The 14,566-nt window shown below is 50.7% G+C and carries 16 protein-coding genes; 3 read left to right on the top strand and 13 right to left on the bottom strand.

Annotated features, from left to right (window positions below):
* Nucleotides 1-20 precede the first annotated feature (20 nt).
* The 13 genes from fabF to KNO73_RS01540 form a co-directional block, all read right to left on the bottom strand.
* On the bottom strand, nt 21-1,253 hold the full coding sequence (fabF, locus tag KNO73_RS01600) for a beta-ketoacyl-ACP synthase II (RefSeq protein ID WP_215111972.1): 1,233 nt from the start codon (nt 1,251-1,253) through the stop codon (nt 21-23).
* The gene (locus tag KNO73_RS01595; protein ID WP_214684586.1) at nt 1,250-2,209 is read right to left on the bottom strand and encodes a beta-ketoacyl-ACP synthase III; all 960 of its coding nucleotides are present in this window, start codon (nt 2,207-2,209) and stop codon (nt 1,250-1,252) included. Before KNO73_RS01595 ends, fabF begins: the two co-directional genes overlap by 4 nt.
* An 85-nt stretch (nt 2,210-2,294) precedes the next feature.
* Nucleotides 2,295-2,996 carry a 5'-methylthioadenosine/S-adenosylhomocysteine nucleosidase gene (gene mtnN / locus KNO73_RS01590; RefSeq protein WP_215111971.1) on the bottom strand — a complete coding sequence of 234 codons (702 nt, stop codon included), beginning with the start codon at nt 2,994-2,996 and terminating at the stop codon, nt 2,295-2,297.
* Between the two features lie 54 nt (nt 2,997-3,050).
* Nucleotides 3,051-3,524 (bottom strand): transcription elongation factor GreA, encoded by a 474-nt coding sequence (gene greA, locus KNO73_RS01585; protein ID WP_015881202.1) that lies wholly within the window; start codon nt 3,522-3,524, stop codon nt 3,051-3,053.
* Between the two features lie 67 nt (nt 3,525-3,591).
* Nucleotides 3,592-4,227, bottom strand: a complete 636-nt coding sequence (gene udk / locus KNO73_RS01580) for a uridine kinase (RefSeq protein WP_031421468.1) — start codon at nt 4,225-4,227, stop codon at nt 3,592-3,594.
* A gap of 16 nt (nt 4,228-4,243) precedes the next feature.
* Nucleotides 4,244-4,885, bottom strand: coding sequence for an O-methyltransferase (locus KNO73_RS01575; protein ID WP_015881200.1), 642 nt, complete (start codon nt 4,883-4,885; stop codon nt 4,244-4,246).
* 62 nt (nt 4,886-4,947) lie between these two features.
* Nucleotides 4,948-6,090: an endolytic transglycosylase MltG gene (gene mltG, locus KNO73_RS01570; RefSeq protein WP_215111970.1), complete on the bottom strand. Its 1,143-nt coding sequence runs from the start codon at nt 6,088-6,090 to the stop codon at nt 4,948-4,950.
* A gap of 68 nt (nt 6,091-6,158) precedes the next feature.
* Entirely contained in the window at nt 6,159-6,455 is a 297-nt protein-coding gene (locus KNO73_RS01565) for a DUF1292 domain-containing protein (protein WP_078146594.1), read from the bottom strand.
* Nucleotides 6,456-6,468: 13 nt separating this feature from the next.
* Nucleotides 6,469-6,891 carry a Holliday junction resolvase RuvX gene (gene ruvX / locus KNO73_RS01560; RefSeq protein WP_015881197.1) on the bottom strand — a complete coding sequence of 141 codons (423 nt, stop codon included), beginning with the start codon at nt 6,889-6,891 and terminating at the stop codon, nt 6,469-6,471.
* Between the two features lies 1 nt (nt 6,892).
* Nucleotides 6,893-7,159 (bottom strand): IreB family regulatory phosphoprotein, encoded by a 267-nt coding sequence (locus KNO73_RS01555; protein WP_015881196.1) that lies wholly within the window; start codon nt 7,157-7,159, stop codon nt 6,893-6,895.
* 37 nt (nt 7,160-7,196) lie between these two features.
* Nucleotides 7,197-9,839 (bottom strand): alanine--tRNA ligase, encoded by a 2,643-nt coding sequence (gene alaS / locus KNO73_RS01550; protein WP_215111969.1) that lies wholly within the window; start codon nt 9,837-9,839, stop codon nt 7,197-7,199.
* 310 nt (nt 9,840-10,149) lie between these two features.
* Entirely contained in the window at nt 10,150-12,357 is a 2,208-nt protein-coding gene (gene recD2, locus KNO73_RS01545; protein WP_251024820.1) for an SF1B family DNA helicase RecD2, read from the bottom strand.
* 70 nt (nt 12,358-12,427) lie between these two features.
* The gene (locus KNO73_RS01540; RefSeq protein WP_078146591.1) at nt 12,428-13,114 is read right to left on the bottom strand and encodes a magnesium and cobalt transport protein CorA; all 687 of its coding nucleotides are present in this window, start codon (nt 13,112-13,114) and stop codon (nt 12,428-12,430) included.
* Nucleotides 13,115-13,232: 118 nt separating this feature from the next.
* Between KNO73_RS01540 and KNO73_RS01535 the strand changes: the two genes are divergently transcribed.
* The 3 genes from KNO73_RS01535 to KNO73_RS01525 all read left to right on the top strand — a co-directional run bounded on the left by KNO73_RS01535 (nt 13,233) and on the right by KNO73_RS01525 (nt 14,562).
* Nucleotides 13,233-13,781 carry a VOC family protein gene (locus KNO73_RS01535; protein WP_240499799.1) on the top strand — a complete coding sequence of 183 codons (549 nt, stop codon included), beginning with the start codon at nt 13,233-13,235 and terminating at the stop codon, nt 13,779-13,781.
* Nucleotides 13,782-13,843: 62 nt separating this feature from the next.
* Nucleotides 13,844-14,119: a hypothetical protein gene (locus KNO73_RS01530; RefSeq protein ID WP_078146589.1), complete on the top strand. Its 276-nt coding sequence runs from the start codon at nt 13,844-13,846 to the stop codon at nt 14,117-14,119.
* Nucleotides 14,116-14,562 (top strand): hypothetical protein, encoded by a 447-nt coding sequence (locus KNO73_RS01525; RefSeq protein ID WP_078146588.1) that lies wholly within the window; start codon nt 14,116-14,118, stop codon nt 14,560-14,562. The genes KNO73_RS01530 and KNO73_RS01525 overlap by 4 nt, the downstream gene beginning before the upstream one ends.
* The last annotated feature ends 4 nt before the right edge of the window (nt 14,563-14,566 follow it).

Below are 14,566 nucleotides of genomic sequence, written 5' to 3'. Positions count from 1 at the left end.
TTTGAGTGATTTTTCTACCGTCAGTTCGTCACTTTTGCAAATGCGAGTGTCGCATTGTGGCCCCCGAAGCCGAGTGAGTTACTGAGTGCATAACGAATGTCAAGTTCCCGATTTCCTTCACGTACATAATCCAAATCACAATCTGCTGCTGGTGATTCGCAGTTAATCGTTGGATGAATCTTGCCTTCGTGAATCGATAATGCTGTGATGACGGCCTCGACGCCACCTGCACCACCAAGAAGGTGACCGATCATCGATTTTGACGAGTTGACGGCGAGCTTATCAGCGTGTTCCCCGAACACACGACGAATCGCTTTCGTCTCGAGCATATCGTTGAGTGGTGTACTCGTTCCGTGCGCGTTAATGTATTGAACATCTTCTGGCGTGATTCCGGCGTCTCGAATCGCCTCACTCATCGCTTTCGAACCGCCCTCAGCTTCAGGGGATGGTGCTGTGATATGGTAAGCATCCGAACTCATCCCATATCCAACAACTTCAGCGTACATTTTCGCACCACGTGCTTTTGCATGTTCATACTCCTCTAAGACGAGCACCCCGGCTCCTTCACCCATGACGAATCCGTCACGGTTTTCATCGAACGGACGGCACGCCGTGTTCGGGTCTGGATTCGTTGAAAGGGCTTTGTTTGAACAAAAACCTGCGAACGAGAGTGGTGTGATTGGCGCTTCCGCTCCACCTGCGAACATGGCGATCGCATCTCCACGTTGAATGACACGGAACGCTTCCCCAATGGAGTTCGTCCCTGACGCACAAGCCGTCACGGAACAGTTGCTCGGTCCTTTTGCTCCAAGATAGATGGATACTTGTCCGCTCGCCATGTTCGGAATCATCATCGGAATGAAGAACGGGCTGACGCGACGTGGTCCACGGTCATGAAGGATGGCCGACTGTTTGTCAATCGTCTCGACGCCACCAATCCCGCTCCCGATCCAAATCCCGACATCGTCCGCGATGGCTTTCACGTCGAGTCCGCTGTCCTTATGGGCAGCGTCTGCCGCAAGTAAAGAATATTGGATGAAGGAGTCCATCTTACGTGCTTCCTTCGGTTCGACTAAATGATCGATGTTCCATTCCTTCACTTCCGCACCGACCTTGGCCGGATATTGACTGATGTCGATCTTCGTCAACGTATCAATGGCGTTTTCCCCTTTTAAAAGACGGTCCCACATTGTTGAGACATCGTTTCCTAATGGTGATACGACTCCTAATCCTGTCACTACTACTCGTTTCATAAATGATTCCCCTCCGTAATGGTTGCGTGATTCCATGTCAGACAGCTAGCCCCCCAGGTGAGTCCGGCACCAAACCCTGCGATGACGACCGTTTGTCCATCTTGGATTTTGCCAGACTTGACCGCTTCGGCCAAAGCGAGTGGAATGGAAGCTGCTGATGTATTCGCATGGTCTTGAATGGTCATGACCACTTTCTCTTCTTCTAAGTGTAACCGTTCCATCGCAGCGTCGATGATTCGACGGTTCGCCTGGTGTGGAACGAGGACGTCAAGATCTTCCAACGTCTTGTCTGCTTTGTCTAGCGCTTCAAGCACGATTTCGGGCATCTTCCGAACGGCAAACTTGAAGACTTCGCGACCGTTCATGACGATTTTACCTTCTTCATTCTCATACAGATGTTTTCCACCTGTCCCGTCACTTCCGAGCACAAGTGAGTCAATTGAAGCGATCTCGTCTTCCCCGAGCACGACAGCCCCTGCTCCGTCCCCGAAGAGGACAGCAGTCGATCGGTCATCCCAATCAATTAGACTTCCCATCTTCTCTGCGCCAATGACGAGCGTCTTTTTCAATCCTTTTGAATCCATGAGACTCTTCGCCGTGTCCATCGCGAAGATGAAACCGCTACATGCCGCGCTCACATCGAAGGCGACAGCGGCTTTCGCTCCGAGATTCGCCTGCACCACACATGCGGTTGCCGGGAAGGCTGGTGCTGTAGCCGTCGCACAGACGATCGCTTCAATCTCATCGATTGCGACGCCCGCGCTCTGTAACGCCCGTTCAGCGGCACGTGTCGCCATATCCGCGACCGTCACATCACCCTCAGCCAAATGACGTGCCTCGATGCCTGTACGTGTACGAATCCACTCATCGCTCGTATCCATTCGTTTTTCTAAATCGATATTTGTCACCCGATTGTCCGGTAAGAACGACCCGATGCCGATGATTCCAATATTCATATCGTCGACCCCTATTCTTAGTATCTGGTACTAATATAAGGGAATAAAAAGAGGATGTCAATGCATCCTCCTCGTGTAGACTGGATTAAGCTTGTTCTAAACGCTTCGTGACAGCCATGACCATCTTCGCAGAATTGATCGATGCTGTCTCCAAGAACTCATCAAACGACAGATTCGCTTCTTCGTCCGCACTGTCTGAAATCGAGCGTGTGACGACGAACGGGACACCAAACTGATAGCACGTTTGGGCGATCGGAGCAGCCTCCATTTCGACGGCTGCGACGCCATTGAAATGACCGAGGATGTCCGCCACGCGTTTCGAATCGTTGATGAACGAATCTCCTGTCACGATCAATCCCTGGTGCACGTTCACGTCCGGCAAGTTTTCAATGACATCTTTACAGACGCTGACGAGCTTGGCATCCGCCTCATACGCCGGCGGCATGCCTGGTACTTGTCCATATTCATATCCGAATGCCGTCACGTCGACATCGTGATGACGAACTTCCGTCGAGACGACGACGTCTCCGACTTTCATTCCCTTTTTAAAACCGCCGGCAGAACCCGTATTGATGACGACGTCCGGTTTGAACTTATCAATCAAAAGTGTCGTGCCGATGGCTGCATTGACCTTCCCGATGCCTGACTTCAAGATGACAACTTGCATGTTTCCAAGATAGCCCTCATAAAAATGATAGTTCGCGATTTCAGTGTCTACTCGTTCTGTCAACTCGTTCCGAAGTAAATTCACTTCTTCTTCCATCGCGCCGATGATGCCTACTTTCATTCCGTTTCCTCCTCAGAAAGAGAGCGACTTCCGAATAGGAGGTCGCTCAACAATTTATTTGATTTCTTTAATTTCGACGACCATGTCGCCACCTGGTGTTTGCACCGTGACCACATCACCAATCGTACGACCAAGAAGTGCCTTGGCGATCGGTGATTCGTTCGAGATTTTCCCTGTGAACGGGTCTGCCTCAGCTCCACCAACGATTGTATACGTCTCGTCTTCATTATCTTCTTGGATGAAGAACGTTACCGTCTTCCCGATTGAGACAACCGAGTTATCGCCTGCATCATCTTGAATGATGACCGCGTTACGGAGCATCTCTTCTAATTGTGCGATGCGTCCTTCGACCATCGCTTGTTCTTCTTTCGCCGCGTCATATTCCGCGTTCTCTGACAAGTCACCGAAGTCACGAGCAATCTTAATATTTTCAACGACTTCTTTACGGCGGACCGTCTTCAGTTCGTTTAATTCATGTTCGATTTTCGCTTTTCCGTCTAACGTCATATAGTGTTGTTTTTCAGCCATTTCTGTCACTCCTTCATTGTCTCCTAGTATATTACAGCTAGGGTTGAATTGAAAACGATTTATTTCCTCAAGCGCGATTGCGCTCAGTGAGCACCCAACGGATTTTTGTCACGAGTAAATCGATTGCAACAAAGTTTTCTCCGCCTTCAGGAACGATGATGTCTGCATAACGCTTCGTCGGTTCACAGAACTGCAAATGCATCGGGCGGACGACATTCGTGTACTGCGCCACGACCGAGTCGATTGAACGTCCACGTTCATTGATATCACGCTGCATGCGACGCAAGATTCGAACATCCGCATCTGTATCCACGAACACTTTAATATCCATCAATTCACGCAAACGTGCATCCTCGAGTGCCAAGATTCCTTCGACGATGACGACATCGACGGGCTCGATCAAGATGGTTTCACTTGAACGCGTGTGAGCCGCATAGTCATAGACCGGCTTCTCAATCGCCTGATGTTGTTGTAACTGTTGGATATGTTCAATCAACAAATCGTTATCAAAGGCGAAGGGGTGGTCGTAGTTCGTCTTGTACCGCTCCTCCATGGTCATCTCTGATTGATCCTTATAGTACGCGTCTTGCTCGATCATGACGACCGATTGACCTTGAAACGCATCGACGAGCGCGCGGGCCACGGTCGTTTTTCCTGATCCGGTACCCCCGGCCACGCCAATAATGACGGGTTTATGTTGCATCAAAGTTAAGTCCTCCTCATCGTAATTTACGACTGATTGCTAGGCCATCACCAAGGGGCAAAATTGCAGTATGATAATCGGTCCGTGCCATCAATTGCTCAGTAAACTGCTTCACGAGACGAACAAGCCGACGTCGGCGTCGGTCTAAAACCGACACGTCCTCTAGCAAGACGTCCCCTCGTAAAAACAAATTATCGCTGTAAATCGTACCACCAATTGGTACTAAAGCGCCATACCCATCAAAAAATTTTTGATATTGTCCTTTTGCCGCATCAATAAACACGGCATCGAATTCACCTTCAATCGATCCAATCAATTCGACGGCATCACCGTGAATGAGCGTAATCCGATCGCGCACGTCCGATCGATTGATGAATCCCGTCGCTTCTTCAAAACGACGAGCATTTCGCTCGATTGTGACGATTTCTGCATCGGGTAACAACTCCGCCATGCGAATGGCACTATAGCCGATGGCCGTCCCCACTTCGAGAATTCGGGTCGGCCGTTGCATCGCCAATAAGGAGAGCAATACTTCCGAACCCGTCAAATCCATGATTGGGACGTGATGGACACGCGCGAACGCCTCCATCTCCGTCAATAGCGGGGAGCGGTCATTGATCAGTTTTTCTACATATCCCTCATAGGATGCATGGTCCACTCGTTCCACCTCTTAACTCTCTTCATTCAAACGACCGGAAGCATCCGCTTCCGGTCGTCCCATCAATTACTGTTTGCTTCTTCAAACGCTTCCCATTCGGAACGGTACTTATTGACGTTTTGTTGGTGATCCTCATAGTCGACCTCGAACAAGACTTCCCCGTTCGGGAACCCTTCACGTGGAGGGCGCGCGTAGAAGTAAATGTTCTCCGTATCGTTCGGGTTGAGCACCGCCTCAAATGCGTCACGGCTCACGGCCGCAATCGGTCCGATCGGAATGCCTTCATAACGATACGTGTTATATAGAGAGTCGTTCTCTAAGTCCGCGAATGAAGTGAAAATCGATGTTTCCCCCGTTCCGTACCAGACGGTCGGGTCAGATTGTAACTTCATTCCGTCATTTAAGCGATTCTCAAACACACCGGCAATCTCTTTGCGGTCTTCCGTTGACACCGCCTCTTTCTCGACAACGGATGCGAGCGCGAGCGTCTCATGGAACGTACGTCCTGAATCGGCTAAACGATCTTTGTATTCTTGATACATACTTTCGGTTGGCAGTAACATCTCATCGATGATTTCATTGAGCGTTACGCCTTTATTGAATTCATATGTGGCTGGGAACAGGTATCCTTCAAGCGGATGATAGATGCCTTCCTGCAAGACTTCATCCGTCAACATTTCATGCTCGTTTACGAGAGATTGAATGTATTCACGGTCGCTCAACTGCTCAGAAATCTCTTCTTTCGGGATTTCGGCCACTTTCGCAAGTCGCGCAATCACCTGGTCAATCGTGAATCCTTCTGGAATGACGAGCTTAATATCAGGGACCACAATGACTTTACCTGTTTGCAACGTTTCAATCAATTCATCGATTGATTGTGACGGAGATAACGTATACGTCCCCGCCTGGAACGACGATTCGTTCTTAAAGCGTGTATAGAAACGGAAAATCGTGCTACTCCTTACAAGCCCATTCTCTTCTAGTAATTCACCAATGTATCCCGAACCGGCACCGAGCGGGACTTCAATCTCGACCGTTTCAGTCGAAGTTGGGTCAATCGGTTCGATGGAACGCTTCACAAAGACATATGCGAGCGCCGACCCTGTGGCAATGACGAGAAGGAAGATGGCCAGGATGACAACCGTGATACGACGGACGATCCGGTTGCGGGCACGTTTCTCATCTGACATAGATGGATGATTCATGCATTTCTCCCCTGTTCTTTTTATAAAGAGAGGCGACGAGGGACATTCCCTAGCCGCCCGTCCTCTATTTAGTCTAGACCGACTTCGTCATTGACGATGTCGAATGCTTCCATGACCTCTTCGAAGTCTTCATCGTCTTCGACGAGCTTCAAGATGAATTCGCCATCTTCAAGTTCTTCAATTTCAAATGCGTATACTTCAATCGTATCTTCGTCTTCTGTCTCTGGTGCGCCTACCGGTTCAAGTACGACAAATGTCTTTTTCGAACGGTCGCTCGTCATACGGAAAATTTCTGCAAATAAATGTTCGTCTCCATTTTCATCTGGAATACGGTACATTTCTTCTTCACGACGGATTTCTGCCATGAGAGATTCCTCCTTATTTCCCGGAACGATCCAGGTAGTTTTGTAAAATCATCACGGCCGCCATTTTGTCGATGACCGCTTTTCTCTTTTTGCGGCTGACATCTGCTGAAATGAGCATCCGTTCCGCTTGCATCGTCGTTAATCGTTCATCCACCAACACGCAAGGTAAACCCGTCTGTTCTGTGAACGCCTCGGCAAATGCCTCGGACGCCTCACCGCGCGGGCCGACTGTCCCATTCATGTTTTTCGGGTGACCGACGACGACTTCTTTCACATCGTACTGCTCGATGAACGGACGAAGGAGACGGACGGCTTCGTCAAAGTCAGGTTCGGTCCAGTAGACCGTCTCCACACCTTGCGCCGTCCATCCCATCAGGTCACTCACCGCGACACCAATCGTCTTCGATCCGACATCGAGTCCCATGACTCGCTTCATATTAATCCTCTCTACGATCGTTCAAATACGATTTGACCAACTCTTCGAGAAGTTCATCCCGTTCAATTTTGCGAATCAAGTTTCGCGCATCATTATGACGTGGAATGTAGGCAGGGTCACCTGACAGTAAGTATCCCACGATTTGATTGATCGGTTGATAACCTTTTTCCTCGAGTGCTTGATATACCGTAATCAGCGTCTCACGTGTGTTAGCACGTTGATCATCTTCTGGAAAATTGAATTGCATCGTGCGATCCATTTGGCTCACAAGAATCCACCTCTTTCCGTTTGCACTTCACACTCTATTATGCCAGTGATTCGACGTAATGTGAAGCAAACTTCAATGCTTCGTCCAGTTTTGTTGCATCTCGGCCACCTGCTTGTGCCATGTCTGGACGACCGCCACCGCCACCACCGCAGCGTGTCGCGACTTCTTTAATCAGTTTTCCGGCATGGAAGCCACGGTCGTTCAGGTCTTTCGTCACACCTGCGACGAGGTTGACCTTCTCCCCATTTGCCGACCCAAGGATAATCACAGCAGAGCCGAGTTTCCCTTTCAAGTCGTCGACCATGCTGCGAAGGGCATCCATGTCTTGTCCATCGACGCGTTTCGCAATCAACTGGACGCCGCCAATCGTTTCAATCGCATCCGTTAATGAAGATGCCTCGATGTTGGCAAGCTTCGCTTTAAGCGACTCTGAAGCACGCTCGACTTCTTTGATTTCAGCTTGAAGTGCTTGTACGCGTGCAGGAACTTCAAGTGGTTTCGTCTTCAACAACTTCGCTGTCGCTTCGAGCGTTTCGATTTGCTGGTTCATCACTTCATATGCGCCAGCTCCTGTGACCGCTTCAATTCGACGCGTCCCAGCGCCAATCCCTGATTCAGACAAGATTTTAAAGAGTCCGATTTCAGCCGTGTTGGAGACGTGAATCCCACCACAAAGCTCAACCGAGTAATCCCCTGCTGATACGACCCGAACGACATCACCATACTTCTCGCCGAAGAGTGCCATCGCGCCTTTTGCTTTCGCATCCGCAATGTTCATTTCTTCGATATCGACACCGATCGATGCCCAAATTTTCTCGTTCACTTGACGCTCAATGGATTGAAGCTCTTCTGATGTCACTTGACCGAAGTGAGAGAAGTCAAAACGAAGACGGTCTGGTGTCACGAGTGAACCGGCCTGGTTGACGTGCTCCCCGAGCGTATCTTTGAGTGCGCGGTGCAAGAGGTGCGTCGCCGTGTGGTTCTTGACGATGGCTTGACGCGATGCTTGGTCGACAGAAGCCGTGACGGCTACTTCCGCTTTCGCCACACCTGACTCGACCGTGACTGTATGCAAGTTCTGTCCGTTCGGCGCTTTCGACACATCTTTTACGCGAAGAAGGAAGTCTTCTCCGACGATTTGTCCTTTATCACCGATTTGACCGCCACTCTCGGCATAAAATGGTGTCTGATCGAGGATGACTTGTGCTTCTTCTCCGGCAGCGACGACGTCAGCGAGTTCGCCGTTGTGAATCAAGCTGATGATTTTTGCGTTCGTCTCAAGGCTGTTGTATCCGAGGAAGGTCGATGGCATCGTGATATCTGCAAGCACACCCGACTGAATCTGCATCGATTCTACGTCAGCACGCGCTTGACGTGCACGTTCACGTTGCTCGTTCATCGCTTCTTTGAATCCATCTTCGTCGACCGTCATCTGATGGTCTTCTGCATATTCGATTGTCAATTCGAGCGGGAAGCCGTACGTGTCATAAAGACGGAATGCGTCTTGACCGCTGATGATGTTTGACCCAGCTGCTTTTTGTGCTTTTGCGACTTCGTTCAAAATCGCGAGTCCGTCGTTCAACGTTTCGTGGAAACGCTCTTCCTCGTTTTTAATGACTTTCTTGATAAAGTCTTTCTTCTCGTTCACTTGCGGGTAGAAGTCGACCATGATGTCACCGACGACGTCGACGAGCTCATACATGAACGGACGCTCGATACCAAGCATCTTCGCATAGCGGACCGCACGGCGGAGAAGACGACGGAGGACATAGCCACGTCCTTCGTTCGATGGGAGTGCCCCGTCACCGATTGCGAACGATACCGTACGGATGTGGTCCGCGATGACTTTGAACGCAACATCCTTGCTACTGTCTTGACGGTATACGTCGCCACTGATTTTTTCAGTTTCACGAATGATCGGCATGAAGAGGTCGGTATCGAAGTTTGTCGGTACGTCTTGAACGACGCTCGCCATCCGTTCGAGTCCCATCCCTGTATCAATGTTTTTACGCGGAAGCTCTGTGTAGTTTCCATGTCCGTCATGGTTATATTGGCTGAACACGATGTTCCAGATTTCAAGGTAACGCTCGTTCTCCCCACCCGGATAAAGTTCAGGGTCTGTCGGGTCGTCCCCGAATGCTGGACCACGGTCAAAGAAGATTTCCGTGTTTGGACCAGATGGACCTTCACCGATTTCCCAGAAGTTATCTTCTAGCGGGATGATGCGGTCAGCTGGCATGCCAAGGTTCATCCAGATTTGTTTTGACTCTTCATCGTCTGGGTGAATCGTGACGGAGAGACGGTCCGGATCGAGTCCGTACCATTCGTCGCTCGTCAACAGTTCCCATCCCCATGTGATTGCTTCTTCACGGAAGTATTCACCGACTGAGAAGTTCCCGAGCATTTCGAAGAACGTATGGTGACGTGCTGTCTTCCCGACGTTTTCGATATCGTTCGTACGAATCGATTTTTGAGCGTTGACGATCCGTGGGTTCGCTGGGATGACACGTCCATCAAAATATTTTTTCAATGTTGCAACACCAGAGTTGATCCACAACAAAGTTGGGTCTTCGACCGGTACGAGCGAAGCACTCGGCTCCACGCTGTGCCCTTTTGATTTGAAGAAATCTAAGTACATTTGGCGAATTTGTGCGCCAGTCAATGATTTGAGCGGTTTCATGAACAATTCCTCCTTATTTCTGAACGAAACGAAAAAAAGCGATGCCTGCCCCTGTGGAAAGGGACGAAAGCATCGCTTCGTGGTACCACCCTCGTTCGCACGGTAGAATACCGTGCCTCGAACATCCGTTAACGTGGATGAGGCGCCCAGGTTGAGTGGGGACTCCAGAATAGCTTCGGTCGGCCGACCCCCATCTTCTCGCAGCCTAGGAAGATGTCTCTGTAGAGGCGGTGACGACGTACTCATTTCCTTCATCGTCTGTATCGTTTCAGTTGTCTATTCGTCATTATCACACGCGTTCGGAAAGACGTCAAGACTTCCCGCCTAAGCGCTCGACCAATTTTGTCCGTCGCACCGGTTCCTCTTCTCGCGTCGCCGCCTCGAGCGCACGCACGTCACCGAACAAGAGTAAACTCTTCTTCGCCCGAGTCACAGCTGTATAAATCAAGTTGCGTGACGACCGGAATCCTCCGTTGAAGAAGACCGGCATGAGCACGATTGGGAACTCGGAACCTTGTGACTTATGGATCGTGATAGCGTAGGCATGGGTGAACTGATCCCATTCACTACGGTTGTACTCGACTTCTGTCTGATCGAATCGAATATAAATCTTGTCGACCTTATCGACGTTTTCCTTCGCGTAGAAGATGTTCGTGATTTCTCCGATGTCCCCGTTATAGACGTTTTCCTCGGCGTTGTTGACGAGTTGAAGCACTTTATCGCCATTGCGGTAAATACGCGTCCCATGTTTCACTTCACGGGCACTCGATTTTGGATTGAATACGTTCTGAAGTGCTTCATTCAGCCCATCAATTCCACAGACACCCCGATATGTCGGTGCGAGCACTTGAATATCAAACGGTGAATATCCTTTTCGGAGAGCCGCTCCTGCCATCTGACAAATCGCTTGAAGTGCCGTCTCTTGATTCGCCGTATAGAAACGCCGGTCCGGCAGTGACGCCAACAAATCGTCTGGCATTTTCTTCGCATTCAACGAATGAGCGAGACGGAGGATACTTGACTCCGACGCTTGGCGATGGACGACGTCAAGGCGAACGACTGGAATCCCTTCTGTCGCCATCAAATCGGCAAGTACTTGCCCCGGTCCGACAGATGGGAGCTGATCACGGTCTCCGACGAACAAGATTTTCATGCCGTTCGGTACCGCTTTAAGCAAACTTCGGAACAAAAAGATGTCAATCATCGACGCCTCATCGACGATGAGCACTTTCCCGACAAGTGGATTCGTCTCATCGACTTGGAACGAACTACCGTCGAACTTTAACAAACGGTGGATCGTTGATGCCGGTAGCCCGGTCGACTCACTGAGGCGTTTCGCCGCTCGACCCGTCGGTGCGGCCAAGACGAACGGGAGCGGTTGGTTCGGAACGGGTTCTAACTTCCAATCGAAGACATCGCTAAGTGCATGAATGATTCCTCGAACGACCGTCGTCTTCCCGGTACCCGGTCCACCGGTAAGAACCATGAGCGGTGACTTGAGAGCAAGTTCAATCGCTTCTCGCTGTTGAGTGGCATATTCAATCGAGAACATCTCCTCGACACGTCCGACCGCGTCAAAGATGGTCGTCATGTCCACGTCCTCTGTCGTCGATGTCGCCATGATTCGCGCCAACTCTTCTGCCGCCTTCCGTTCGGCACGGAAGACACGGGGATGATAGACGACCCCATCCTCGATGACGACCCGTTCTTCTTTAGCGAGCGATTCGAGCGCCGTGACGAGCGCATCACCCGGATCGGCCCCGATGATTCGAGGCATCTCGGCTTCGAGTTGATCCGCCGTCACGTAGAGATGACCGTTCCCTTGCTCGAGTTCTAATACGTACAGCACGGCTGCCGCGATGCGTTCAGGATGAATGCCTTGAATCCCAAAATGTGCCGCGATGGCATCCGCCGTCTTGAATCCAATTCCCTGTACGTCGTACATGAGCGCATACGGATTCTTCTCAATCGTCTCCATCGCCCGTCCTTCATACTCTTTATGAATTTTCGAGGCGAGACGTGGCGTCACGTCGAATGGAGCGAGAAACAAAAGCAACTGATCGACCCCATATAAAACGTTCAGGCGCTCGGTGATCACACGTGCCTGCTTTTCTTTCAATCCGTCTACCTCGGACAAGATGCTCGGATGTTTCACAATCTGGTCGATACAATCGTCCCCGAGAGAATCCGCAATCTTCTGCGCCGTTTTTTGACCGATTCCAGGGAAAGACCCGTTCGTTAAAAATCGCACGGCAGCCCGTTTCGTCATCGGGACGACACGGCGAATCCAATCCGCCTTCATCTGTTTTCCGAATCGAGGGTGTTCGACGAGACGACCGTGCGCTTTATACGTCTCGCCCTTCTCAATGCCGACTCCGACGCCAGCGATGACCATCTCGGTCTCATCCGTCTCAAAATTCTTTTCTTTTATACGTACGAGCGCAATTGTATGCGCCTCTTCTTCTGATTGAAACAGGACTCGAATGACTTTTCCAGTCAACTCATAAGGTGCTGCCATCATATCCGACACCTCCAGCTATTTTTCCATCATCCATTATAGCCCGAGTTTGAACGGTAGGACAAATCGCCTAACTGAACAGGTTGAGGATGCGCTCGAGCTGGTCGAGGTCGACACGTTCAAGAATCCGAATCAGCTGATCGACATCGATTCGGTTCAAGATGCGCTCAAGTTGCTCCAAGTCCACGGTTTCAAGCAGTCGTTCGAACCGTTCCAGCTCCCCCGAATTAACATAACCTTCGAGCCGCTCGAACAGCTCGGTCCGCTCGACACGAAACAGTTGCTCAAGCGATGGTCGCTGAATCAACAGCACAAGTCCCGCGGCGATGACGTGGACGCCCCAGTTCAACACGACGTGACCGAGCCGTACCGTCTGTCCGACGAACGGGACGAGCGGGATGAACGACAGCTGCAACACGATAATCCCTAGCTGGACGTACGGGTTCGGGATGAACCAAGCCACGAGGGCAAGCAAGGCCGGGACGACCCACGCCACCCCGACCGCACCAAACGTCACGGACCAGGACTTGTTCGCCGACAATATCCAATGCATGACGACACCGATTACAAAAAATGTCGCAAACAGGAGTAACAGCACGGTCGTCGCCCGTTCCGACTCGACGACGACCCGGAACAAGAGATTATTCGTCCACTCGCCCGTCGCGAGACGATTATCGACTTCGATGAACAGACGACCGAGCATGAACCATTCGATGATGAAAAAAATAACGACGCTGACCAAACTAAACATCCGCATATGCTTTCTCCCCTCTCACATTGCTAATCCATTTCCCGAACAATCGGACGGCTATGCACGTTTTTCGTCGAATCAAAGCGGGAACTGTTCGAGTGAACCTATGAAGGAGGGACTATGTATGACGAAACGTATTCCAATCAGTGGCCTGTGTGAACTCGTGTTAGAAGTGACCGACATGACCGAGGCCGTCGATTTTTGGCACGGCAAGCTCGGACTTCCCGTCGTCGAACAATGGGTCGGTGACGATGCCGAGCCGAGCGAAGCACAGGAACAGGCGGACGAACCTTGGGCGACGTGGCTCTATGTCGGGGGGAACACCCGTCTCGGCCTCTGGCTGAAACGAGAGTTCACATCGGAAGAAGAATCGAACCGCCAAGAGGACGTGACCGAGTGGGACACGCTCTATGATGAAGGCGGCGCCCACGTCCACTGCGCATTTTTCGTTCCGATGGAGTCGTTCGACCAAGCGCTCGAAGTGTTAGAGGCATCAAACATCCCGACGAAACTCCGGACGTGGGACGAGGACGAGACGGTCAACGGTAAAGAGCGCTCGGCCTACTTCAAAGACCCGAGCAAGAACGTGATCGAGCTATACACGAAAAACATGGACGAGGCCTACGGTGAGTTCGGCGGCGAGCCCGTAAAAATCACGACGAAACAGCTCTGATTCACATTTACGCTCGACAACCCACATGATACGATGAGAGAAAATGGAAAAGGTCGTGCTATATGCGTTTCTTCCCGCTTTTCTTCTTGGCTTGTTTAGGCTTGCTCACCTTTGGGCTGTATTTTGTGATCGATGCGTTTCCCACGCTCGACCGACCCACTTCGTTTGCAGCGTTGGCGTTCGTCTCACTCGGGACGAGTTTCCTGATTTTGATGGATGGTGTACGACGAGCCAAGTCCGGAAAGCGTGTCTTGTGGAGCTACCTCGCGCTCTCCGGCACGCTTGTATTGATGACTTTTAATCTTTTGATTTGGGTCATCGGGGAGGTGTCCGCATGACGCTCACCCTCCCTGAATGTATCACCGGCTTTTCATACGGCGACTGTTCCGCCCCGGGGTCAGATTGGAAGACGTTCAAATCGATTTGTTTTGAGTTCACCCGGATTAAACGAGGAATATGTTCCTTTACCATTGGGGACGAAATCACTCCGAATTATCACCAGGCGAGTATCACATGGAGTGAGCAAACCATCTATGTCCTGCTCAGCAGAAACTATCCTGTCATCGGCATCTCCAAACTCGAACCGTTTCAATATGAATTCATCGATGTACCCGAACTGACCGACATGTTTCCTGACACCTATCAGATTCCGTCAGCGGCTGAGTTGAATGAGCGGTTCGATTTGTCGCTACAGCCGTTTCTGAACAAGGCGGAACGCGGAGAAATCAAATATTGGGAACCAGAGACGGTCGGTAACGTCATTTTCCATTATTGGGACTAACAAA

It is taken from the genome of Exiguobacterium sp. s83, assembly GCF_018617095.1.
Lineage (GTDB): Bacteria > Bacillota > Bacilli > Exiguobacteriales > Exiguobacteriaceae > Exiguobacterium > Exiguobacterium profundum.
Note: the sequence above shows the minus strand (reverse complement) of the source record. Positions and strands in the feature narration are given on the sequence as shown.